Here is a 24,997-nt window from a genome sequence, read left to right as displayed (position 1 = left end):
TTCTTCAAAGCGTCTTAGATTTGGGCGCCTTTTCCGTCTTCCACTCTCGCTTTTTTGCTTCACTTCGTTCCGCAAAAAGAGCTCCGTTCAAGCCGGGGCGCATAAAAGTACTTTATAAACCTAACAGGTTTCAAAAACCTGTTAGGTTTGAATTATTACGAATTTTACTTTAAAGATTTAACTTTTGAAAAGGAAATACTAATAATCTAAGAGTCCCATCCCGAATTCATCATACGTCGCTCCCGTATCTGTTCCCAACGGCACAATACTTTCAAGCTTCTCAATATCAGATTCATTCAGCTGAATGCTTGCCGCTTCAATATTCTGTTCAAGATATTTTCTGCGTTTCGTTCCCGGGATCGGAATAATTCCTTTGCTGATGATCCAGGCAAGAGCCAATTGAGAAGACGTAATTCCTTTTTCTGCTGCCATTGCTTCAATGGCTTCCACCAGCTCTATATTTTTATGAAAATGCTGTTCCTGAAAACGCGGAATTCCTCTTCGGAAATCATTTTCCGGCAAATCATCAATCGTTTTTATGTTTCCGGATAAAAATCCTCTTCCCAGTGGAGAATAGGCTACAAAACCGATTCCAAATTCATTCAGCGTTTTGATAACGCCCTTTTCTTCAACGGTTCTTTCAAACAAAGAATATTCGCTCTGAACCGCAGAAATCGGATGAACGGCGTGTGCTTTCTTTACGGTTTCAGAAGATACTTCGGACAACCCAATGTAACCGATTTTACCTTCCTTTACCAGATCGCTCATGGCGCCAACCGTTTCTTCTACCGGAACATTCTTATCCAGTCGGTGCATATAATACAGGTCGATGTAATCGGTTTTCAGATTTTTCAGTGAGCGTTCAACAGATTTTTTAACATAATCTTTACTTCCGTTGATTTTCCAGGTGATCTGCTCATTGTCATCAATTTCCCAGCCGAATTTGGTGGCGATGATATACTGGTCACGATTGCCTTCAATTGCTTTTGCAATAAGCTGCTCGTTTTTAAAAGGACCGTACAGATCTGCCGTGTCCAGAAAATTTCCGCCCAGTTCCAAAGAATGGTGAATGGTTGCAATAGCTTCTGCTTCGTCTGCAGGACCATACATGTTGGCGTCGCCAAATCCTGTCATTCCCATACATCCTAAACCGATATTCGGGATGATAAGTCCTTGGCTTCCTAATTTTACCTGATTCAATTTCATAATGTTGATTTTTATTGATACAAAATTGAAGAGAAATTAAGAACCCGATGTATGCAAAATGAAGATTGTCGTATGCAAATTACAGATGAGCAGAATTTTAATCTCATTTTTATCATTGAAAATAGTGTTTAAAAGCTATTTCTTTGGCTTCGAACCCATATAAAAACTCATTTTTCCGCCATTCATGATATCCGAATGTTTTAATGTAAAGTTTTTAATTTCCTTACCATTCAACAGGATTTTTTGAACATAAACATTTTTCGGGCTTTGATTAATCGCTTCAATCTCAAAAGTTTTTCCGTTTTCTAAATTCAAAATCGCATGGTCGATTCCCGGACTTCCAATGGCATACTCTTCCGAACCCGGAGCAACAGGATAAAATCCGAGCGAACTCAAAATATACCATGCACTCATTTGTCCCGCATCGTCGTTTCCACCTAATCCATCTGGAGTTGCTTTATATTGCATTTCAAGAATTCTTCTGATCTGTGCCTGCGTTTTCCAGGGCTGTCCTGCCCAATTATAAAGATATGCAACATGATGTGCCGGTTCGTTTCCGTGAACATAGCCTCCGATAATGCCTTCTCTTGTAATGTCCTCTGTATCTGCAAAAAACTCGTCAGGCAAATGCATGGTGAATAATTCATCCAGCTTGGAAGCAAATTTTTTCTTTCCGCCCATAAGCTGAATTAATTCATCCGGATTTTGCGATACGAAAAAAGTATAATTCCATGAATTTCCTTCAATGAAGCCCTGTCCGTGCGTACTCAGCGGACTAAAATCTTTTTTAAAACTTCCGTCTGCAAGACGGGGACGCATGAATCCAATACTTTTATCGAAATTATTTTTCCAGTTTTCGGAGCGTTTGATGAACTGATTATAGATTTCTGTTTCACCCAGATGTTTCGCCAGCTGTGCGATTGCCCAGTCGTCATAAGCATATTCCAGCGTATTGGAGACAGAAGTTCCGTTTTTTTCGACAGGAATATATCCGAGATCGATATATTGTCCGATTCCCTCATAGTCTCTTTTATTTGCCGTAGCAATACAGGCTTGTAAAGCAGCTTTTGCATCACCATCATAATTTCCTTTAATAATGGCATCTGCGACAACACTTACGCTGTGATAGCCGCTCATGCACCAGTTGTCATTGGCATAGTGCGACCAGATCGGCAGCATTTTCATGGAAAACTGATCGTAATGTGCCATCATCGACCTCACCATATCGCTGTTTCTTTTTGGCTGAATAATATTAAAAAAGGGATGTAGTGCACGATAGGTATCCCAAAGTGAAAAAGTAGTATAATTGGTGAAGTTTTCTGCATGGTGAATATTTTGATCCAAACCTTTATATTCTCCGTTTACATCCATATACGTGGTTGGATTGATAAAAGTATGGTACATTGCCGTATAAAAATTCGTTTTCTCTGCATCAGAGCCTTTAATAACGATTTTATTTAATTCTTTGTTCCACGTTTCCTGCGTTTGCGCTTTTATCTGCTCGAAAGATAAGTTTCCCGCTTCTTTTTCAAGATTTTCCAAGGCATTGGCCTGGCTTACCGGTGAAATGGCTAATTTAATTTCAATCGCTTCATTTTCATTCGTATCAAAATCGAAATACATTTTCAGGTTTTTCCCAGCGATTTCGGGGAAGTTCTTCGTTTGGTCAAATTTTCTCCAGAATCCATTGTACACCTGTTTTCCATCATAGTTCTTTTGTCCGTAAGATTTGAAAGGCTTTGAGAATTTCATCGCAAAATAAACGGTTCTCGTTCTTGCCCAGCCGTTGGTCTGACGATAGCCGGTAACGGTATTTCCGTTTTCTATGCGAACATAGGTCCAGATATTTTTTCCTTCATAATTATAAATTCCGGCCATAAGATCGAAAATAATATGTGCCTGATCCGACTTCGGAAAAGTGTATCGATGGACACCAACTCTTGTTGTTGAGGTTAATTCGGCTAAAATATTATGATCCTCCAGTTTTACTTTGTAATAGCCGGCTTCTGCTTTTTCGTCCTGATGGGAAAATCTGCTTCTGTATCCATTTTCAGGATGATCTGCAGTTCCGGGATTCAGCTGTAACTTCCCAACAGTCGGCATTATTAAGAAATCTCCCAGATCAGAATGTCCTGTTCCGCTGAAATGGGTCGAACTGAATCCTACAATGGTTTTATCTTCGTAACGATAGCCGGCGCAGTATTTATAGACCTCGCCATTATATTTTCCGTTGAGTTCATAAGCAATAGTATCAGTTTCCGGACTTAGCTGAACGGCTCCGAAGGGCGCAGTGGCCCCGGGATAGGTATGTCCCATTTTTTCTGTACCGATCAAAGGATTGACATATTGTATTAATTTTTCAAATTTCTGGGCGTTGGTAAATGCGCCGAAAAACAAAAGAATAAAAACAAAAGTTCCGGGATTTTTCATGCAAGAATTTTTTTGATGCATAAATTTAGATAAAATCGAATGATAATGATTTATGGTTTTCGATTAATCAATTATTTTTCAGAAAAGCGAAATCCGATCCCGTGAAGATTTTCAATGACAATATTTTCTTCATCTGCCAATACCTTCCGTAATCTGGAGATAAATACATCCAGGCTTCTTCCCATAAAATAATCATCATCGCCCCAGATGGCTTTCAGAATTTCCTGTCTTTTCAGCACCGTATTTTTATTCCGGATAAAATATAACAGCAGGTCAGATTCTCTTTGGGTAAGGGTTATGATATTTTCTGAATCCTGTAAAGTATAGTTTTTGGGATCAAAAGTATATTTTCCAACTTTAAATTTTGATGGAGAAGTATTGATTTTCTTAGATCGTTTTAGAAAAACTTCAATTTTCAGAATCAGTTCTTCAATGCTGAAAGGTTTTACCAGATAATCATCGGCACCGATCTTTAATCCTTTGATACGGTCTTCTTTCAATGCTTTTGCAGAAAGAAAAATAATTGGGATTTCGGTATTTTTTTCACGAATTTGCTCAGCCAGTTCAAAGCCGTTGAGCTCGGGCATCATAATGTCAAGCAAGCAAATGTCAAAAGTTTCTTTATTAAATGCGTCAAGTGCTGATTTTCCGTCGCGGTAGCATGAAATGTCATAATAATTTTCCAGGCTATCCTGAATCAGGAAGGCAATTGTCTCGTCATCTTCGGCATATAGAATTTTAGATTTTTCCATGGCTTTCACATTATTAAAGTGGCAAAGTAAGGGTAATGGTAATTCCTTTATCTGCATTGTTTTCAACTGAAATTTTCCAGTTATGCTGTCGGACAATTTTTTTTACATAAAATAAACCTAACCCAAAACCATTCACTTCATCACTCTTTTTGGTATTCACTCTGTAAAATTTATCAAAAATGTGAGGCATATTTTTAGCAGGAATCCCTATTCCGTTATCTTTAAACTTTAAATATAATGCTTTTGAATCTTTTAGTGCAGAAATGATGATTACGGGTTTCCTATCGCAATATTTGATGGAATTGTCTAAAATATTATAAACAATATTGGCAAAATGAAACTCATCGGCAATGATTGTAATAGTGCTGTCTACAGCTATTTCCACAGAAAGGTTTTCATTCTTCTGCTTTATATTGTCAACAATTTCCTGAATGAATGGCAGCAAAACAATCCTCTGTGGCTTCAAAGATAAACCTGATGCATCATTTTTGGCAATATTCAGGATCTTTTCGATATGTCGGTTAAGTTTATGGCTTTGTTCGGTAATAATCGAAGTATAGGTCTGCAGTTTCGGGTTTTCTTTTACGGCATCCTGTTTTGTAAGCGATTCTGAAGCCAGCAATATAGAAGAAAGCGGTGTTTTGAATTCATGCGTCATATTGTTGATAAAGTCCCTCTGAAGTTCCGAGAATTTTTTCTGCTGAATAATAGTATAAATAGAATAAACATACACAAGAAGAATAATAATCAGCGCAAAGGTAAGTACGTACCAAAACCGCAATGAGCTGATGAGGTACGTGGTCTTGTCGGGAAAGCGGATGGAGAAATAGTAAACAAGATTTTTATGTTTGGGAAATTTGATTATTTTTTCATTCGGGCTTTCCTGATGTTTGGAGATAAACTTACCATAAACCATCTGATCACTATGGCAGTTGTATAAAGCATATACATAGTTGGTATTGATTTGGAAACGCGTAAACTCCGTTTTCAGATAATGCTCCAGCAGTTCAGGGTGAAATTCATTATTGATATTGACGACGTAATAATCATTGGAAATATTCTGGACTGGACTTTCCGTATAGGAAGTTTTCCCGGACAGTTTTTCTGCAACTTCAAGAAGGGCCACATTTACAGTCTGATTGAATTTTTTATCCTCAAGATTATAAGCCTGGCGTGTCCACATCAGCTGGGCTATCAGAATCCCGATGATCGCGACAAATCCGAGAGAGATGATAATATTGAGCTTCTTTATTTCCATTTACAGACAATAATATCCAAAAATATCTATTTATCTTTTATTATTAACAACTCATTAACAAATGTTTGAAACCGGTTAACATGCAGAACTGATCGTGCCCTTTACATTTGTTGTATCAAAATAACAGAATTTCTTTAATTATTAAAAATTGTATATCATGAAAAAATTAAAAGTAACCGCTCTTTTGGCTGTATTGGCATTTTCTCCTTTTTATGCAGGAATATTCCCTGCTGAAAATCATCCCGTTGTAAAAGTATTGGCAGATGCGGTAAAATGGAAATCAGAATCTATTGATGTAGGAAATATTCCTCAGGGAAAGCCTAAAGTTATTCGATTTGAATTTACCAATACCTCAAAAAAACCGATCGTGATTGAAAATGTAGCACCATCTTGTGGCTGTACAACAGCAGATTATACAAAAACGCCTATCCTTCCGGGGAAAAAAGGATTTGTAGAAGCAAGCTACAACGCGGCTAATGCAGGTCCGTTCATGAAAACGGTAAACGTTACCACCAGCGACAGCAAAACTCCGAAAACACTTTCTTTTAAAGGAACAGTTGTTGCTTCTTAATCTGGATTAATTTAATCTTGTTCAATATAAAAAACAGCCTGATCATTATCGTTCGGGCTGTTTTTGTCTTTTTAGGAGCAGTTGATCCCATGAAAACCTGTTGTGTATTTTATTTGAAGCTTTTTGACTTCGTCGAATTGTAATTTTATTTCTTTAAGGAGCAATTTCCGGCTTTCCGCACTCGCTATTTTGTAGGTTTTGGCGCGGCAGCTTCGCTGCCGCGCCAAAACCTACGAAATGAGCTCAGACAAAGCTGCAATCCGGGCTATGCTCGAAGACATAATTTCAATATCTGGAATTCAAAACAATTATTACTCTAATCAGTAATGAATCACCAGCTTTCCTGTGACTTTTTTTGTAATCTTTTGACACCTTTTCCACGATAATCCTTTGCATCTTTTTCGGCAAAAACAAAATAAATTATTTGGCGCATTATTTCTTAGGCTATTTTACAGGACGGCATTTCAATATTTAGTATTTTTAAGAAAAAATAAACAGTATGAACCTATATACACAGCCCATGCTAAAGGAAGACGCCTTAAAAGATAAAGTAGCCATCGTTACAGGAGGCGGAAGCGGTCTTGGAAAAGCGATGACAAAATATTTTCTTCAGTTGGGTGCAAAAGTGGTAATCACTTCAAGAAATCTGGAAAAACTACAGGCAACCGCAAAAGAATTGGAAAACGAAACCGGCGGAACCGTTCTCTGTGTATCATGTGATGTCAGAAACTGGGACGAAGTAGAAGCTATGAAGGAAGCTGCTTTAAAAGCGTTTGGGAAAATCGATATTCTATTGAATAATGCGGCCGGAAATTTTATTTCCCCGACAGAAAGGCTGACACACTCTGCCTTCGATTCTATTCTGGATATCGTTTTAAAAGGAACAAAAAACTGTACCCTTTCCGTTGGAAAGCATTGGATTGATTCCAAAACACCCGGAACCGTTCTCAATATCGTAACCACCTATTCATGGACGGGTTCTGCATATGTTGTTCCATCAGCCTGTGCTAAAGCAGGAGTATTGGCAATGACAAGATCTCTGGCCGTGGAGTGGGCAAAATACGGAATCCGTTTCAATGCTATTGCTCCGGGGCCTTTCCCTACAAAAGGAGCCTGGGATAGATTGCTTCCTGGTGATCTGCAGGAAAAATTCGATATGAGAAAAAAAGTTCCGCTACGAAGAGTAGGAGAACATCAGGAATTAGCCAATCTTGCCGCATATCTTGTTTCTGATTATTCTGCTTACATGAACGGGGAGGTTGTAACGATTGATGGAGGAGAATGGCTGCAGGGCGCCGGTGAATTTAATATGCTGGAAGACATTCCGCAGGAAATGTGGGACGCTCTTGAAGCAATGATTAAAGCAAAAAAATCAAATTAATTTTTGGTCTTACCAGAAGTCTGTTTGAGCTAATTTAAATTTTAACCGTATTATTAATAAGATTAAAAGGGTTCTATGGTTTTAAAATCTTTGCTTTTATTCTTTTGGAAGCTTTGTTAAAAAAATATTAAAACAGCTTTTTGTTTCTTTGTGGTTAAATAAGATTAAAAGCCTTAAGTAAAAAGTAAAGTAGATTCTCTATCGGGAATCTACTTTTTTTATTTGGGTGATTTTACGGTTGAAGTTTAGTTGAATCACTGATATAGGTCACTATTTAGCGACATACATTTGCAGTAGAAATTTTTACTAAAAACAATTCAAAAACATGGAAACATTAAAGTCGGTGTTGGAAGCAAACCACACCAAAAAATCAAAAAACGAATTAATTGACCTTTTAACAGGACTTGAAAAATCATTAACGCCTGCAGTGTATGAAAAAGTTTCAGGAATCGAAACTTCTGAACTTACCGCTCTTTCAAACAAAGAATTATTAAACATCATCGATGATTTTAAGAAGAATTACGATGAAAAATGGGAAAAATCCTTCGCAGCAGTTTCATCGGAAGTAATGAAAATGATTGCTGGAAAAATGATCGCCGATGATCAGGTTTTTAAAACATCAGGAGCGGAAAACGCAGACTTCGCGGCAGAATTAGGAAGCATTGATTTTGCAAAAATAATTGGCGGTCCGCTCGATGCATGTGTTAAAGCACAATCCAACGCAGCAATCAGCACCGTGAGCTTCATCCAGCAGGTTGGTTTTGAAAAAGACGGAGAAGAAAACAAGCTTCGTATGGCAGAATTCAAATACAAAAAGCATGTGCCGAATCCTGAATATAAAAACGAAGAAGAAACTCCGAATGTAGATCCTACCATCGAGCAGGATGTGGAAATTTCCGTTCCTTTCATTGCCTTGCTGAATGTACCAAGCTTCAGAATAGAAACTTGTGATGTAGATTTCAACGTGAAATTAAATTCAACCTACACCAAAGATGTAAGTGACGAATTCGGAATTAAAGCGGGAGCTTCAGGAGGCTTCGGTCCGGTAAAATTCAACGTTGATGTATCTTATAAGAGAACTTCCAGCACAGGAATTAAAGTAGAAAAGGAATATTCTCTTGGGGTAAAAGTAAAGGCAACCAATGACGAAATGCCTGCAGGATTGGAAAAAGTTCTTGGACTGCTTGCTCAATAAAACTTTTACGAGTCATGATTAAATTATCAGATTACCTGGATTATCTCAATAATGAGATAATTCAGGCTCGTAAAAAAGCAGACGAAAATGCAGTGGCCATCGCAAAAGAGTATGCTCAACACGAGTACTTAAAATATTTTAAAGTTCCGAGATATTCACTTCCCAGTGTGAAAATGGATATTCCTATTAAGATCACCGATATTGATGCCGATGCCGACAGGAACTTTCCGATAAACGAACTCAAATTAATTCACGATGTCAACGAACGAATTTATACGGTCAACAAAGAAAAACAGCTGAATATCCAGCCGATTTCTACAAAAAATATTCAGAATGAAGATTTCAGGACAATAGTCAATTCAATCAGAACAGGAGGGCTGGCTTCCGTCAGATTACAAAAACAGGAAACAGGAGCACAAATGGCTGATATTAAAAAAACTTCGGCCAGAGCTATTGCTGCAACCCCGCAAAAGCCTGTGGAAAGACCTATTGACGGAACTTCAACGGAAGAAGAATCTTTAGCGCTGCAACAAATTTATGCGGAAGTGCTAAACAGGTACAGTTTAATCAATTCAAAATTAAACAACATCTATATTGACCCGAATACCAATTCTGCTGAAGATAAAGATAAATTATTCATCAACCTTCATGTGGAGATGGAAGAAGAAGGCATCAGAATCATGTCCTACAAAGACAAAGACGGTAAAGAAATAGAACAGATAATTTTTGAATAATGCAGGAACTCGTTCATCATACGATACAGAAAATTCAGGAACTACTTCAGCTTTTTAATAAGGTCCAGGAGCTTTATCTGTCGAAATCCTTCGATTTTGACGGGCAGTTTGAAGCTTTTCTTCACGAATTTTTAGAATATTTAAAAACCAAAGGCAATACAACCTGTGAATCTGAAGTACTTAAGGTCATGAATATGATTTCTACGGTGAAAAGAGGGTTTAATCCTGTGCAGATGGAAAAGATTACGACTGCAAAGCGTGAACTTCAATGGGGTTTTTCATTCAGCGCAATCGAAAGCATCCACGGATTGCTGACGGAGATGTACGGTAAAGAACAGAAAAAACTCGATGAAGCCGAGGAAATCCTTTCAGGACTTATTGTTTCTTTATACCAGAACGGATTTTTAGATGAAGATAAAGTAAAAGATCTCAATACAATCCCCAAAATTGAAATATTCTGGAACTCGCTTGTTAACCACAACACACAGATTTTAGGAATTAACAAAAAACTGAGACTTAGTATGATTTCGGAAGATATATTCTTGGTTATTGAAAAAGTCCTTTTAAAACTAATATAAATAACGCTATGGAAAAAGAAAGATATATTGTTGTGCTCGAAGATCAGCAAAAAAATTCCCTCAGGAAAGTAGAAAACGAACTGGAAGTTACCATTACTTCGTCAGAATTTCTTTCATCAGAAAACCGCTCTTACGAGGTAATTGATAATGATAACGGTGTTCTTTATAAAAATTTGGGCGTTCTGGTAGTTGAAAATATGGATGAAGAACAACTGAAAAGTGCTGTTAAAAATGATTCTAATCCCATCGTTTATTTTGAAAAAGAAAGAGAATTCTTTTCTGCAGATGAATTATCTATCATCAATGAACTGAAAAAGCAATCCGCGGAAATTACCGATAAAATCTCGGAGCTGGAAAAATATATTACAAATAAACCTTTGCCGCAAAAATCCCTCATAGAAATGGAATGGGGATTAAAAGCGCTTAATATCGAAAATTCGTTCTACACCGGAAAAGGTATTGATATCTGTATTCTGGATACAGGAATAGAATTGTCGCACCCCGATTTTTCAGGAAGGGAAATTGAAGGAAAATCTTTCATCAGCGGAGAAAGCTGGGACCGCGACCCGAATGGACACGGGACACACTGTGCAGGAATAGCAGCCGGGAACATCAGACTGGACAACGGAAAGCGGTACGGAATAGCCAAAGATGCCAATTTAAAAATTGCCAAAGTGCTTTCCGATTCCGGAAAAGGAACCACCAGCAGTGTAATCGATGCCATAGATTGGGCTATTACAAAGAAATTCAGGATTTTGTCTTTGTCACTGGCTTCTGCCGTAAAACTCAATGATGCCCCCTCGCTACTTTTCGAAACCGTGGGTGCAAGAGCGCTGGAAAGCAACTGCATCATTATTGCCGCTGCCGGAAACGACAGCAGCCGGCCATCAGTTCCAAAGCCGGTTTCTTCTCCTGCGAATACCTCTTCCATCATGGCGGTAGGTGCGATAGATGGGCATATGAAAATTGCAAAGTTCTCTAATGCCGGACTGAACCCCGCAACAGGAGGCAGCGTCAATATTTGTGCTCCTGGAGTCGACATTATCAGCACTTATCCTAAAAACAGCAAAAATAAAAGCAGTAGCTACTACGCGATGAGCGGGACAAGTATGGCTACACCGCACGTTTCCGGAATGATGGCTCTCTACATGGAACAGTTCCCCGAAAAAACGGCAAAAGAAATCTGGGAACTTGCTGAAACCAAAGCAAAACCGATTGAAGGTTTGAAATACCGGGATATCGGAAGCGGATTAATACAGGCATAAAAATGAAAACCTATATCGCAGTTCTGAAAAAAGATATTGATATCGAAAATCTTGAAAAAGAACTTAAAAAAAAGAATATAAAACCGGCGGCTCACTATACATCTATCGGAGTAGTAAAATTAGAGAGTGAAAAGCCGGTTTACCAGAAAGATTTTGAAGAATATTTCATTTCTGTAGAAGAAGATAAAAATATTAAGATTGAATAAACAATAAAGGCTCTTTTCAAGAATCAAATGATTTTAATTATTTATTAAAAGTTACTGTTAAATAGGCTTTCTATAGGATAAACCTTATTTTTGTTTTAACTAAAATAAATGATTATGAGTTTCAGATTTTCAATCGTATGTATGATGATGTTTGCTTTAGGTTTTTCACAGGATCTTAAAGTGATGAGTTTTAATATCAGATTAAATGTAGATTCCGATAAAGAAAACGCCTGGACGAACAGGAAACAAGATGTAGCAGACCTTCTTTCCTATTATCATCCGGATTATTTCGGGGTTCAGGAAGCGTTGCCGGAACAGATGAAAGATATTAAAAACGCATTGAAAAATTATGATTATGTAGGCGTGGGCAGAGATGATGGAAAGGAAAAAGGTGAGTTTTCCGCGATATTTTATGATGCGGGCAGATTGCAGGTTATCAAATCCGGGACGTTCTGGCTTTCCGAAACTCCTGAGAAACCTTCTAAAGGATGGGATGCAGCGCTGAACAGAATCTGTACCTATGCACTTTTTAAAGATAAAAAATCGGAAAAAGAATTCCTGGCCCTGAATCTTCACTTTGATCATATTGGCAACGTGGCAAGAGTGAAATCTTCTGAACTGATTTTAAAGAAAATCAAAGAACTGAATCCTAAAAACTTACCGGTAACCGTAAGCGGTGATTTTAATTTAACCGAAGATTCGGAACCGATAAAAATTATGTCACAGAACATGAAAGACAGTTTTTATCATTCAGAAACAAAACATTACGGCCCGAAAGGAACATTTACAGCATTTAACGTTAATGAAATTCCGAAAGACAGAATCGATTATATATTTGTAAAAGGATTTAAAATTAAGTCCCACAGACACATCAATGACAGGAGAGAAAATCTGCTCTATCCGTCGGACCATTTTCCGGTACTTGCAGATCTACAGTTTTAATTGATATAAAAGACTGAATATTTCGGTATATGTAATTATTATTACTCTGTCGAAGCATTTTTCCCCAACAAACCATACAGGATCTTATCCCTGATCTCATCCGTGATTTCGGTGGTGGATTCTGTATTTCTTTTGAACCAGAAATACGAATTATTCAACGTATGAAGGATGAATCTTGTTGTAAAAGCAGATGATCTCAGCTCCCAGTTTTCAGCCTTATAGATTTTGGAAATCAGTTCTTCCACTTCCTGCTGGTAATTTTTCCGCAGCGCAATAAATTCAGGAAGACGCTCTTCCAGGTGCTTCCATTCATTGGAGTAAATATGCGTGACATCGCGGTTTTTAAGAACCACCGACAAATGTTTTTCAATAAAAAGGTTGAGTTTTTCCCTTGGCGGAATATTCGTGTTCTTTACTTCCTGCAGCTCATCAAAGAATTCCTGGGCAATACCGAAACAAATCCATTCTAAAATTTCTTCTTTGGAACGGATGTGGGCATACAGTGAAGCGGCCTTGATGTTGAGTTTGGTCGCCAAATCCCTTACAGAGCTGCCCATATAACCTTTCTCCTTGAAAAGTTCTACTGCAACATCCAATATTTTCTTTTGTTTTTCTTTAAGCTCCATCTGGTAAAAGACAAAAGTAATTATTTTGATTTTAATATTTTGATTTTGAACGGATGATTTTGCCTTCAATAGGAACGGACTTTAGTCTATTTTAAAATGTAAAAAATTTCTAATTACTTTAGCCTAAATCTATTATGCTCGTTTTAAACCTGATAAAGAATTTTGAACTTCATATTTTTTCCAAATCTGACTTTTCTTCCATAATTTTTATTTGAAAACAGCCTAACCGGAATTTTTGTCTGTCAGAATCAAATTTAAAATACATTTTTCGGAAAATTTGTCTATATTTTTTAAAAAATCAATAATTGAATGCTTTTTGTGATATAGCTTTCGAATTAATTGATTAAATAGGATGGAGGGCATCAGAAATTAGAAACTCGGATTTAAAAATTTAATATGCATTAAACTCTTATGGTCTGAAATCTGATGTCTGAAATCAATACGATGAAAACTAAATTAAACCAAAACATATACAGAATATGAACTTAAATCAATATACCGTAAAATCGCAGGAAGCCATCCAGGCTGCTCAACAGGTAGCCATGGAATTCGGCAACCAGAGTATTGAACCTCAACATCTTCTTGAAGGTATTTTTCAGGTAGATGAAAATATTTCGCCTTTCTTATTAAAAAAATCTGAAGCAGATGCTGCTTTGGTAAGAGAGCGAAACCGTGAAAATTTAGAAAAGCTTCCGAAAGTGCAGGGTGGAAATATTTACCTCTCTCAATCGGCCAACAAAGTTTTGCTGGATGCACCCAACATCGCTAAAAAAATGGGAGATGAGTACGTAACCATAGAGCATCTTTGGTTTTCTCTTTTAGAAACAAATTCAGAAGTTTCCAAAATGCTGAAAGATATGGGCGTTACCAAAAGTCTTCTGGAAGGGGGAATCAAAGAATTGAGAAAAGGAAGCAAGGCTACTTCTGCAAGTTCGGAAGAAACCTATCAGTCTTTAAATAAATATGCGAAAAACTTTAATGAATTAGCAGCGGAAGGTAAACTGGATCCTGTAATCGGACGTGATGAAGAAATCCGGAGAGTTTTACAGATTCTTTCGAGAAGAACAAAAAACAACCCGATCCTGATCGGGGAGCCTGGTGTCGGTAAAACGGCCATCGCGGAAGGAATTGCCCACAGGATTATCAGTGGTGACGTTCCTGAAAACCTGGTAGATAAGACCTTATATTCATTGGATATGGGAGCTTTGATCGCGGGAGCGAAATACAAAGGTGAGTTTGAAGAGCGTTTAAAATCCGTTGTAAATGAAGTCATTAAATCAGACGGACAGATTATTCTTTTCATTGACGAAATCCACACATTAGTTGGAGCCGGAGGCGGTGAAGGTGCAATGGATGCTGCCAACATTCTGAAACCAGCATTGGCAAGAGGTGAATTAAGAGCCATTGGTGCTACCACGCTCAATGAATATCAAAAATATTTTGAAAAAGATAAAGCGCTGGAAAGACGTTTCCAGAAAGTAATGGTGGAAGAACCGGATACGGAATCTGCCATCTCTATTCTTCGTGGAATTAAAGATAAATACGAAGCGCACCATAAAGTAAGAATCAAAGACGAAGCAATTATTGCTGCTGTGGAGATGTCACAACGATATATTTCCGACCGTTTTTTACCAGATAAGGCGATTGACCTTATTGATGAGGCTTCTGCAAAATTGAGGATGGAAATCAATTCAAAGCCCGAAGAATTGGATGTTTTAGACAGAAAATTAATGCAGCTGGAAATTGAGCTTGCCGCCATTTCAAGAGAAGGAAACCAGACAAAAATCGACCATTTAAAAGAAGATATTTCAAAAATTTCTGAGCAGAGAAATGAAATCAATGCAAAATGGCTGAAAGAAAAACAGAAGTCTGAAGATTTAACACAGATTAAAAAAGATATTGAGTCACTGAAACTGGAAGCGGAAAGAGCTTCAAGAGCAGGAGATTACGCGAAAGTAGCGGAAATACAGTACGGAAAACTCCGCGAAAAAGAAGAAGATCTTAAAAAGCTTGAAATCGAAATGCAGAATCATCAGAATGAGCTGATCAAGGAAGAAGTTACTTCCGAAAACATTTCTGAGGTGATTGCAAAATGGACCGGAATTCCGGTTACCAAACTTCTTCAGTCTGAAAGAGAAAAATTGCTGAATCTTGAAACTGAACTCCATCACAGGGTTGTAGGCCAGGATGAAGCCATCATAGCGGTTGCAGATGCGATCAGAAGAAACAGAGCAGGATTAAGCGATGATAAAAAGCCTATCGGTTCATTTTTATTCCTGGGAACAACCGGAGTCGGGAAAACCGAGCTGGCAAAAGCCTTGGCAGAATTTTTATTCGATGATGAAAACAATATGACAAGAATTGATATGAGTGAATATCAGGAAAGACACAGCGTGTCCAGACTTGTCGGAGCGCCTCCGGGATATGTAGGCTATGATGAAGGCGGTCAGCTCACTGAAGCGGTGAGGAGAAGGCCCTATTCAGTAGTGCTGCTTGACGAAATAGAAAAAGCGCATCCTGATGTTTTCAATACATTGTTGCAGGTTTTGGATGACGGTCGTCTGACGGACAATAAAGGAAGAGTGGTGAATTTCAAAAACTCAATTATCATTATGACCTCGAATTTAGGATCACATTTAATTCAGGAACGCTTCGATTCCGCTCAGCGTGACAAAGATGATAATATCAGTCCTGAAACTTTAGAGGAAGCCAAAGATGAAGTTTTTGATCTCTTGAAGCAAACCCTCCGTCCGGAATTCCTGAACAGAATTGATGAGGTGGTATTGTTTCAGCCGTTAAGAAAAAAAGAAATCGGAAAAATTGTTACCTACCAGCTGAGAGGATTCAATGATATGCTTTCAAAGCGAAACATCATTATGACAGCCACTCAGGACGCTGTAGATTATTTGATGAACAAAGGGTATGATCCTGCATTTGGTGCAAGACCGTTAAAAAGAGTCATTCAGCAGGAAGTTCTCAACAAATTGTCTCGTGAGATCCTTGCGGGAAATGTGAATGACGGCGACCGAATTACCTTGGATTATTTCGAGGAAACAGGTCTTGTCTTCAGGCCAACAGACTTATAAGTAGTTTTTTTTCATATATATTATTTTTGTAAATAAGTGCTGCAGATTTTTCTGCAGCACTTATTTTTTATCGATTGTATTCAAATCTTTTATAATTTTAAATAAAACTTGCAATCCGTAAAATCCCTGAAAATAAACAGGAAAAAAACCATGTCGCAGCAATGTTATTTTTGCGAAATTTGCAGAGTCAATTAACATTAAAATACAAACTTATGAAAACACAAACTACTTCCGAAGCTGAAATACTGGATGTTGCCCAGCCGGCAAACACCATGTCTTATAGCCTTATCCAGACTCTGGTAAATAACTACAGAAACAATCAACTGATATCTGTAAAGGAAAAATTGGGAATAGATGATGCGCATTCTATTCATTTTGACCTTACAACGTTGAAAAAATTTATTGCTGATATCGAAACACTAGCCTCCGCAAACAATTCGTCAACCAATGTTGGAGATTTAGGAATTCGTTTTTATTATGCAGCTTATCCGAAACTTGAAAACTGGGACGTTATGAATGGTATCCCCATCGGTAAACAATATGCGGAAAAACATACATTGGTAATGGTTCCTACGATAAAGAGGCAAGATGAAAACGGTGTGATGCTAAGCTACGATTTTAATCCTATGAGCAGTGATGGGAAAGTGCTGGCAATGGCTTCCGCGAAAAATGCAGGTATCCAGTCTGATGTAGTTTGCCAGAATCACGGGGCACTGATACCGCCCGATAGTGTAAAAACCGAATCATTTTAATATTCTTATCAACAAGACATTTTAACAATAAGCACAATGAGTGATTTCCAAAAAATAGCATTTGAAATTATGTATTGGGCAGAAGGTATTGCTGCCGCTGTCTCTCTTATTTTTTATAATAGAATAAAAGATAAATACTGGAAATACTTTGTGTTCTATCTCATTTTTATTTTTATAGGTGAAAGCATTGGCCGGTGGGGAAACCTTTTTTTTGAATATAATAAGCAGGCTTTTTACAATTATTTTGTAATCCCGGTTCAGTTCCTGTTTTTCTACTGGCTGTATGCTGCACGATCTTTCAAGAATATAAATCTCTTTCTTATACTCTCATCTGTTTACTTGCTGTCATTTATTCCGAGTGAATTTTTGTATTCTGCAAATAAAGTAATGTTTTCTCTTAATTATACATTGGGATGTCTTATTTTAATGATCCTTGTAGTCATGGAATACTATAAGCAGATTAATGATGCTGATATTATTAATTTCGACAAGAACAGGATGTTTTATATCAATCTTGGAGTGACACTGTTTTATATCGGGACATTGCCATTCTGGACTTTCCTGGAGCTTATCAAGCAATACCGTGAAATTTTCAATATTTACTTTGCTTATTTTCTAATTTCAGGGATTATTATGTATGTATTATTTTCAATATCTGTGATATGGGGAAAACAGAGCTCCTGATCACAATTTTTCTATTCAACATGTTTTTCGTGTTGTTTGTAGTTGCCGTGATCATGTACATCCGGAAATACAGGCAGCGTAAAAAAGAATACCTGCACGAAATTGAGGTGAAAAATGAAATCCACAAGCGTGAACTTCTTGCAACACAACTGGAAATTCAGCAGGCTACCATGCAGCAGATAGGCCGCGAGCTTCATGATAATATCGGACAGAAGCTTACCCTTGTCAGTCTTTACACCCAACAGCTTTTGTATGAAAACAAAGTTCCGGAAGTCAGTGAAAGGATTGAACAGGTATCGCAGATCATTAATCAGTCTTTGCAGGATCTCAGAAGCCTTTCAAAAACATTAACGGATGATAAAATTAATCAGAAGGAAATTGTAACTTTAATTCAGGAAGAAGTAGACAATACCAATGCTTTTAAAAAGTGCAAAGTATCCTTCAAATGTAATTTTAAACAGCTTGATTTAGGATTTGCCCATAAAAATGTTCTGTTGAGAATTACTCAGGAATTTATCCAGAACAGTATAAAACATTCAAACTGCGAAAATATTTTCATTACCCTGAATACCTCTGAGGAAGTACTTTGGGAACTGAACATTAAAGACGACGGTATTGGTTTTGACCAGTTTAAAATCAAATCAAACGGAATTGGTCTCACCAATATGAAAAATAGAGCAGAAATCATAGGAGCTGATTTTTGCCTGGAAAGCCTGGAAAATTTTGGGACTACACTCAATATTATTTTAAAGAAATAATTATGAAAAAGACAATAGTGATTGTAGACGATCACACACTCATCGCAAAAGCATTAGAAGGAATCATCGATAATTTTGAAGAATTTGAAGTGATTTACGTTGCGGAGAACGGGAAAGATCTTATTCAGAAATTTGAAAATAATAGCAGAATTCCCGACATTATTTTACTGGATATCAGCATGCCGATCATGGACGGGTTTGAAACCGTACTCTGGCTCAGGGAAAATTATCCCGGTATTAAAGTAATGGCATTAAGCATGCAGGGAGACGATAAAAGTGTCATTAAAATGATTAAAAACGGAGCAAAAGGCTACCTGCTGAAAAATACACATCCGAAAGAACTTGAAAATGCACTTGTAAAATTAAATTCTGAAGGATTTTTCTACCCGGACTGGGCTTCGAAAATTATTTTCTCTAATATGAATAATAATGAGTCGGGCAACAGTGTTAAAATTTCAGACCGCGAAAAAGAATTTTTAAAATACACCGTCACTGAGCTTAGCTATAAAGAAATTGCAGATAAAATGTGTTGCAGCCCAAGAACAGTAGAAAGTTACAGGGATCAGCTTTGTGAAAAGCTCGATCTTAAAACCCGCGTAGGATTAGCTGTTTTTGCAATAAAAAATGGATTTGCAGTCTAAAACTCAATGTAATAAATTTAATAATAGGATAGATTATAGATATTTAAATCTATATTTTAATGATATATTTTCATGTTAATATTAAAAATGTTATTGATTGAATAATGAAATTAAGTAACAATCGTGTGAAATATTTGCATGTGAACTCTGAATTTCATAATTTCATTTTTGTAACAAAATATATTTATATGAAAAAACTACTATTCGGAGTTCTTATGCTGAGCTTCCTGTCCTGTAACAGCGACAACATTACCAACCAAACTGAAGAGTCGTCATCCAACACAGAAAATTTAGATGGATCTGCCTTGAAAAGAGGCTGTCCTTCTGAAGAAATTAGAAAGTCCGCACTCCAGAAAAGTGCCGAACTAAGACAGAAATATTCTGAACTCGAAGCCAGTACAGAAAAATTTGCCAACGATCTTAAACTGGGAAAAGTTTTATCCGACGGGACCGTTGAAATTCCCGTGGTGGTAAATGTCTTATACAGAACATCAACAGAAAACATTTCTGCTTCCCGTATTGCGGAGCAAATTGCAGTTCTGAATGCAGATTACGGAGGGACAAACAGTGATGTATCAAAAATCCCGACTGCTTTTCAGAGTTTGAAAGCCGGAGATGTAAAAGTAAGGTTCAGGCTGGCAAACACCGTAAGAAAATCAACTACCAAAACAAGCTGGAGTACAAATGACGCTATGAAAAGAGCTTCCAGCGGAGGAATTGATGCAACAAGTCCGGCCAATTATCTTAATATCTGGGTCGTTGGAAATATGGGACAAATTCTGGGATATGCTACGTTCCCTGAATCTTCAGGACTTTGGAATGACGGTGTTGTAATTGCTGCTTCTTATTTCGGGAAAACAGGCGCGTCCGCACCATTCAATCAGGGAAGAACTGCTACGCATGAGGTGGGGCATTACCTTAACCTGAGACATATCTGGGGAGATGCTAATTGTGGAAATGATCTTGTAACTGATACGCCTACACAAACAGGACCTAACTACGGGAAGCCAAGCTATCCGCTGTACAATACCTGTGGAGGGGTGCAGAGATCAGTGATGTTCATGAATTATATGGATTATGTAGATGATGCAGCCATGTTCATGTTCTCTGCCGGACAAAAAACAAGAATGCAGTCTGTGGTAGCTTCATCAGGAGCAAGATCAGGATTACGATTATATTAATAAATAACTTTTCATAAATACGAAAGTCCGGCTGTTTCAGAATGAAACAGCCGGACTTGTTTTATAGCGTTTTCTTATTATCTTCAGGAGTGTAATCCATAAAAATTCCACCTTCAAGATTCACTGATTTTACCTTTTTCGTAATAGGAATCGTGAGCATGGTCTGTCGTTGGTCCTTTTCCCAGACAGAAGGTGAGAAATGAAGCTTTTCAACCGTTCCGTCATCATAACTTATTTCTGCTTCAAAAGGGATCGCAAAGCCACCTATATTATTAATATTTACGGTTAAAAGATCATTCATCTGGCTCGCCCCGGCTATCTTTAGGTCAATATAATTATTGGTGTAAAACCAGTTGTTGAAGAACCAGTTGAGGTTTTTTCCCGAACCGGTATTCATAGAATAGAAATAATCCCACGGAATAGGATGTTTTCCGTTCCAGTTGTTCATATAATGATGCAGGGCTTTCTTAAAGACCTCATCTCCCAGATAATCCTTTAAAGCCAGATAAGATAATGATGCTTTCACATAGGAATTATTTCCGTATCCTGCGCCGCTTACCTGTGTGCTCATGGTAATAATGGGTTGGTCCTGTTCCGCTGAAGGATCATTAATCCATCGTTTTACCCTGAAATTTTTATAAAACTCTTTGGCTTTAGCCTCGCCGTTTTCATCGATTCCAATAAGATACTCCAGTGTTGTTGCCCACCCTTCATCCATAAAGGCATATCTTGTTTCGTTGATTCCCATGTAGAAAGGGAAGTAGGTATGTGCGATCTCATGATCTGCCGTTAATCTTGCATCCTGGAAATCATCAGGAATACTGGTGTCGTTAATCATCATTGGGTACTCCATATCGGCATACCCCTGTACAGCCGTCATTACATTGTACGGATATTCCACACCCGGCCAGTTTTTTGAAAACCAGTCCAAGTTATAGCGCATCCATTCTACATAATGTTCAAAATCTTTGGCTTCAGGTCCATATGCTGCCTGAACACTCGCTCTTTTAGTTTTCAGCTGAACACTGGAAGCATCCCACGCATAATGATTGCTTAATGCAAAGCAGAAGTCTGTAATATGGCTGGCTTTAAATTTCCAGGTGTTCCATTTATTTGGTTTTGTCACCTTTCCGGATTTCATTTCATGCTCCGTAGCTACGTGAATTACTTTGTCACTTTTTAAAGAAGCCCGATATCTTTTTAAATATTCTGATTGAAGAACTGCTTCAGGATTCAGGAAATCTCCCGTTGCCCATACCACGTAATTTTTTGGAGCAGTGATGGAAAAACTGTAATCATTAAAATCATTATAAAACTCCTGTCTGTCGGAATGCGGAAGCATATCCCATCCGTTGTAATCATCATATACAGATATTCTGGGGAAGGAATACGCAACGTAAAAAGTTTCCGGATCAATCTGCCCTTCTCTTCCGCTTTCTACCGATAAAGGATATTCCCATTCAATCTTTATTTCAGCCTTAGCTTTTGATTTTAAAGCGGAATTAAGTTTTACCTTTTCAACAGTTCCCCAATGTTCACTGTTCACAGCATATTTTTCACCATTTACCACAAATGATTTAATGTGCAGCCCTGAAGTTAAAAAATCTTTGGAAACTATTCCGGATCTCGGAGCCTGGGGTTTGTGTAAATTATTAACAAAACGAATTGCCAGCTCATTAAGGTTATCCGGACTATTGTTGCTGTAAAAGATGGTTTCTTTACCGGAAACAATTTTAGAGTTGGCATCCACTTTTACTTCTACATTGTACACTCCTTTATTTTGCCAGTAATTTTTTCCCGGTGCACCGGATACATCACGGGTACCGTTTGCATATGCTTTTTTAATATTTCTCGGCATATATAATTCCTGAGCGGAAAATTGCCATGAAGCTAAAAACAACAGACCCAAAACCAATCTTTTCATTACAGTATGTTTATAATCAATTTAGTTTAACATAAAATTGCAAAAAAATGGTAAAAAAATAATATCTCAGTTAAATTGTTTTTTTAACAGAAATAAATCTTACCATTATTAAATCATCCTTAACTTATAAATAAATCCTTCAGTATAACTTGCAAAGATACGTCAATTTAGCATGTATGATGTAAAATTGAATTTATTAATGCAAGGTTTTTTTATCTTTTTAGATCAGTTTTGACTTAATATTGTTCGTTTTACCTTTTGCAGGTGTATCTATGATGAAAATCATAAAAATTTGGCAGAAACAAAAAATCTTTTTACATTTACACCTAACAAGTGTTAGTTAGTTAAGTATGGATTTTTCAGTTGAATATCTGAAGCTCGATCAGTTGAGACAGCTTCAATCTGAGCGATTGGTAAAGCTGGTAGGCTATCTTGGAGAAAGTTCAGAATTTTATAGAAGGAGGTTTAATGAAGAGGGAATATCAGTACAGGATATCCGGTCGATTGAAGATATCACGAAACTTCCAATTACCTATAAGCAGGATTTGAGGGATAATTATCCGTTCGGCCTGTTTACCGTTCCGAAAAATGAACTGCAGAGAATTCACTGTTCAAGCGGAACAACGGGTAAACCGACGGTAGTGGGATATACAAAAGAAGACATTGATCTATTCAGCGAAGTCGTGGCGAGATCTTTAAATGCAGCAGGAGCAAAACCTGGAATGCAGCTGCATAATGCTTATGGTTACGGAATTTTCACCGGTGGATTGGGATTGCATTATGGCGCTGAAAAATTAGGAATGAGTGTTCTCCCTATTTCCGGAGGCATGACGGCAAGACAGGTTGATTTAATTATGGATTTTAAGCCGGAAGTGATCTGCTGTTCACCTTCCTATGCTTTAACTATTGCTGATGAACTGGCCAGCCGAGGAATTGCTGCAGATGAAATAAGCTTAAAATATGCTGTGCTAGGTTCAGAACCCTGGACGGAAATTATAAGACATCATATTGAAGAAAGATTAGGAGTTCATGCAACCAATATTTACGGGTTGAGCGAAATTATCGGACCGGGAGTCTCAATGGAAGATTTCGAAGAAAAAGGTGGATCTTACATTTGGGAAGATCATTTTTATCCCGAAATTTTAGATCCGGTTACCAAACAGCCGGTGCCGTTTGGAGAGGAAGGCGTTTTGGTCATTACAACATTAACAAAAAAGGCGATGCCGCTTTTACGATATTGGACCAATGATATTACCAGTCTTTATTATGACGAAAATGGTAAAAGAACCATGGTGAAAATGAAACCGATAATCGGAAGAGCAGATGATATGCTGATCGTAAGAGGAGTAAATGTTTATCCCAGCCAGATTGAAGAAGCATTTTCTCACGTAGAAGGTGTGGTCCCGAATTATTATTTGACACCGGTTGAAAAAGAACAAATGTGTGTTGCGCTGGATATTGATGTGGAAGTGGATGATGAATTAGTAAGGGCGCAAAATTTAAGTTTAAATACCGATGATTATGCTATTTTTGTCGGAAATTTCGGGAAAAACATAGAAAACGAAATAAAGAAACGGGTAGGAATTACCACAAAAGTGAAAATTCATGCCCAGGACAGTTTACCTAAATGTGAAGGTGGAAAAATTAATAGAATATTAAAAACAAAATGAATTCATTTTATAAACTAAAAACGGTAAAAGTTCAGAAAGATACCAACGACGCAGTTAATGTAGCCGTTGAAGTTCCTGAAGAACTAAAAGATAAATTCAGGTTCAAGCAGGGGCAGTATCTCAATTTCCGGATGATGATCAACGGAAACGAAGAGAGACGTTCTTATTCTATCTGCAATGCGCCGAGTGAAAAAAGCAATACGCTGGAAGTATTGGTGAAATTATTGGAAGGCGGGAAAGTCTCAGGTTATTTCAACGAACATCTTCACATGGACGAGGTGCTTGAAGTGATGCCTCCGATGGGTGGTTTCAACACTTCTTATCATCCTACAAACGTTAAAACGTATATCGGCCTTGCTGCAGGAAGCGGAATTTCCCCGGTGTTGTCCAATATTAAAGAAAGCCTTTACCAGGAGCCTCTTTCCAATGCATATCTGTTCTACAGCAACAGAAGTATGAATCATGTAATGAAAAGAGCAGAAATTGATAAATTGGTAGAACAATTCAACGGAAGACTGAAAGTAGTGTATCTGGTAAGCCGCGAGAAACATGAAGATCCGCTTTTTGAAGGAAGAATCTGTCCGGACAAACTCGAGCTGTTGTTTGAAAGATATGCTGATATCAATGTAAAAGAAGCAACGTATTTCATTTGCGGTCCTTCAGAAATGATTAAAGGCATCGCAGATTATTTAAAGAAAGATAAAAAAGTACCTGCTATACAGGTTTTATTTGAATATTTCACTGCTCCCGATGAAGAAAACACGGAGGAAATGAGTGATGAATTCAAAGCCATTGCCAATATCGAAAGTATGGTGACGGTAATCATTGATGATGATGAATATTCATTCCATCTGAATTCAAAAAAAGAAAGTATCTTAGATAAAGCATTGAAAGACAATCTTCCTGTACCTTTTGCATGTAAAGGAGGAGTGTGCTGTACGTGTAAAGCCGAAGTTTTGGAAGGAGAAGTTTTCATGGAGAAAAACTACGCGCTTACCGAAGAAGAAGTAGCCAGAGGTTACGTTCTTACCTGCCAATGTCACCCTACAACGAATGTGGTGATGCTGAATTATGATGTGTAATTAATATAACAATGTAACAATTTACCAATGTAAATGATAAGATTTAGCTCTAAAACTTTTTGGACTTGGCTAAGT

22 protein-coding genes are annotated in these 24,997 nt (G+C 37.5%); 16 read left to right on the top strand and 6 right to left on the bottom strand.

What is annotated here, in order from left to right:
- Nucleotides 1-198 precede the first annotated feature (198 nt).
- From HHL20_RS10880 to HHL20_RS10865, 4 genes are all read right to left on the bottom strand, one after another.
- Nucleotides 199-1,206, bottom strand: coding sequence for an aldo/keto reductase (locus HHL20_RS10880; protein ID WP_169231243.1), 1,008 nt, complete (start codon nt 1,204-1,206; stop codon nt 199-201).
- A 135-nt stretch (nt 1,207-1,341) separates the two neighbouring features.
- Nucleotides 1,342-3,636: a GH92 family glycosyl hydrolase gene (locus HHL20_RS10875; protein WP_169231242.1), complete on the bottom strand. Its 2,295-nt coding sequence runs from the start codon at nt 3,634-3,636 to the stop codon at nt 1,342-1,344.
- Between the two features lie 71 nt (nt 3,637-3,707).
- Nucleotides 3,708-4,388, bottom strand: coding sequence for a response regulator transcription factor (locus HHL20_RS10870; RefSeq protein WP_169231241.1), 681 nt, complete (start codon nt 4,386-4,388; stop codon nt 3,708-3,710).
- 13 nt (nt 4,389-4,401) lie between these two features.
- On the bottom strand, nt 4,402-5,646 hold the full coding sequence (locus HHL20_RS10865; RefSeq protein WP_169231240.1) for a sensor histidine kinase: 1,245 nt from the start codon (nt 5,644-5,646) through the stop codon (nt 4,402-4,404).
- Between the two features lie 157 nt (nt 5,647-5,803).
- Here HHL20_RS10865 and HHL20_RS10860 point away from each other — a divergent pair, with 157 nt between their 5' ends.
- From HHL20_RS10860 to HHL20_RS10825, 8 genes are all read left to right on the top strand, one after another.
- Entirely contained in the window at nt 5,804-6,217 is a 414-nt protein-coding gene (locus HHL20_RS10860) for a DUF1573 domain-containing protein (RefSeq protein ID WP_169231239.1), read from the top strand.
- Nucleotides 6,218-6,716: 499 nt separating this feature from the next.
- A complete protein-coding gene (locus HHL20_RS10855) occupies nt 6,717-7,598 on the top strand; it encodes an SDR family oxidoreductase (RefSeq protein ID WP_169231238.1) in 882 nt (293 codons plus the stop codon).
- Nucleotides 7,599-7,923: 325 nt separating this feature from the next.
- On the top strand, nt 7,924-8,793 hold the full coding sequence (locus HHL20_RS10850; protein ID WP_169231237.1) for a DUF2589 domain-containing protein: 870 nt from the start codon (nt 7,924-7,926) through the stop codon (nt 8,791-8,793).
- A gap of 14 nt (nt 8,794-8,807) precedes the next feature.
- Nucleotides 8,808-9,527, top strand: a complete 720-nt coding sequence (locus tag HHL20_RS10845; RefSeq protein WP_169231236.1) for a hypothetical protein — start codon at nt 8,808-8,810, stop codon at nt 9,525-9,527.
- Nucleotides 9,527-10,105, top strand: a complete 579-nt coding sequence (locus HHL20_RS10840) for a hypothetical protein (RefSeq protein ID WP_169231235.1) — start codon at nt 9,527-9,529, stop codon at nt 10,103-10,105. Before HHL20_RS10845 ends, HHL20_RS10840 begins: the two co-directional genes overlap by 1 nt.
- A gap of 8 nt (nt 10,106-10,113) precedes the next feature.
- Nucleotides 10,114-11,370 carry a S8 family peptidase gene (locus HHL20_RS10835; RefSeq protein ID WP_169231234.1) on the top strand — a complete coding sequence of 419 codons (1,257 nt, stop codon included), beginning with the start codon at nt 10,114-10,116 and terminating at the stop codon, nt 11,368-11,370.
- A gap of 2 nt (nt 11,371-11,372) precedes the next feature.
- Nucleotides 11,373-11,576: a hypothetical protein gene (locus HHL20_RS10830; protein WP_169231233.1), complete on the top strand. Its 204-nt coding sequence runs from the start codon at nt 11,373-11,375 to the stop codon at nt 11,574-11,576.
- A 114-nt stretch (nt 11,577-11,690) separates the two neighbouring features.
- Nucleotides 11,691-12,518 carry an endonuclease/exonuclease/phosphatase family protein gene (locus HHL20_RS10825; RefSeq protein ID WP_169231232.1) on the top strand — a complete coding sequence of 276 codons (828 nt, stop codon included), beginning with the start codon at nt 11,691-11,693 and terminating at the stop codon, nt 12,516-12,518.
- A 41-nt stretch (nt 12,519-12,559) separates the two neighbouring features.
- Here the strand turns inward: HHL20_RS10825 and HHL20_RS10820 are convergent, their stop codons facing one another.
- A complete protein-coding gene (locus HHL20_RS10820) occupies nt 12,560-13,213 on the bottom strand; it encodes a TetR/AcrR family transcriptional regulator (protein WP_228463178.1) in 654 nt (217 codons plus the stop codon).
- 410 nt (nt 13,214-13,623) lie between these two features.
- Between HHL20_RS10820 and clpB the strand changes: the two genes are divergently transcribed.
- The 6 genes from clpB (at nt 13,624) to HHL20_RS10790 (ending at nt 20,246) form a co-directional block, all read left to right on the top strand.
- The gene (clpB, locus tag HHL20_RS10815) at nt 13,624-16,230 is read left to right on the top strand and encodes an ATP-dependent chaperone ClpB (protein ID WP_169231231.1); all 2,607 of its coding nucleotides are present in this window, start codon (nt 13,624-13,626) and stop codon (nt 16,228-16,230) included.
- Between the two features lie 212 nt (nt 16,231-16,442).
- Nucleotides 16,443-16,982 (top strand): hypothetical protein, encoded by a 540-nt coding sequence (locus tag HHL20_RS10810; RefSeq protein WP_169231230.1) that lies wholly within the window; start codon nt 16,443-16,445, stop codon nt 16,980-16,982.
- A 36-nt stretch (nt 16,983-17,018) separates the two neighbouring features.
- Entirely contained in the window at nt 17,019-17,666 is a 648-nt protein-coding gene (locus tag HHL20_RS10805; protein WP_169231229.1) for a hypothetical protein, read from the top strand.
- The gene (locus HHL20_RS10800) at nt 17,645-18,424 is read left to right on the top strand and encodes a sensor histidine kinase (protein WP_169231228.1); all 780 of its coding nucleotides are present in this window, start codon (nt 17,645-17,647) and stop codon (nt 18,422-18,424) included. Before HHL20_RS10805 ends, HHL20_RS10800 begins: the two co-directional genes overlap by 22 nt.
- Nucleotides 18,425-18,426: 2 nt before the next feature.
- Nucleotides 18,427-19,065 (top strand): response regulator transcription factor, encoded by a 639-nt coding sequence (locus HHL20_RS10795; protein WP_169231227.1) that lies wholly within the window; start codon nt 18,427-18,429, stop codon nt 19,063-19,065.
- A 188-nt stretch (nt 19,066-19,253) separates the two neighbouring features.
- Complete coding sequence (locus HHL20_RS10790) at nt 19,254-20,246, top strand: zinc metalloprotease (protein ID WP_169231226.1); 993 nt, start codon at nt 19,254-19,256, stop codon at nt 20,244-20,246.
- Between the two features lie 61 nt (nt 20,247-20,307).
- Here the strand turns inward: HHL20_RS10790 and HHL20_RS10785 are convergent, their stop codons facing one another.
- Nucleotides 20,308-22,170, bottom strand: a complete 1,863-nt coding sequence (locus HHL20_RS10785) for a M1 family metallopeptidase (protein ID WP_169231225.1) — start codon at nt 22,168-22,170, stop codon at nt 20,308-20,310.
- A gap of 350 nt (nt 22,171-22,520) precedes the next feature.
- On the opposite strand from HHL20_RS10785, the gene HHL20_RS10780 reads away from it, so the two are divergent.
- Entirely contained in the window at nt 22,521-23,840 is a 1,320-nt protein-coding gene (locus HHL20_RS10780) for a phenylacetate--CoA ligase family protein (protein ID WP_169231224.1), read from the top strand.
- Nucleotides 23,837-24,922 carry a 2Fe-2S iron-sulfur cluster-binding protein gene (locus HHL20_RS10775; protein ID WP_169231223.1) on the top strand — a complete coding sequence of 362 codons (1,086 nt, stop codon included), beginning with the start codon at nt 23,837-23,839 and terminating at the stop codon, nt 24,920-24,922. The genes HHL20_RS10780 and HHL20_RS10775 overlap by 4 nt, the downstream gene beginning before the upstream one ends.
- Nucleotides 24,923-24,997 lie beyond the last annotated feature (75 nt).

The sequence above is a fragment of the Chryseobacterium cheonjiense genome (assembly GCF_012927265.1).
GTDB lineage: Bacteria > Bacteroidota > Bacteroidia > Flavobacteriales > Weeksellaceae > Chryseobacterium > Chryseobacterium cheonjiense.
The sequence above is the reverse complement of the archived record's forward strand: the minus strand, read 5'-3'. Positions and strand labels throughout refer to the sequence as shown.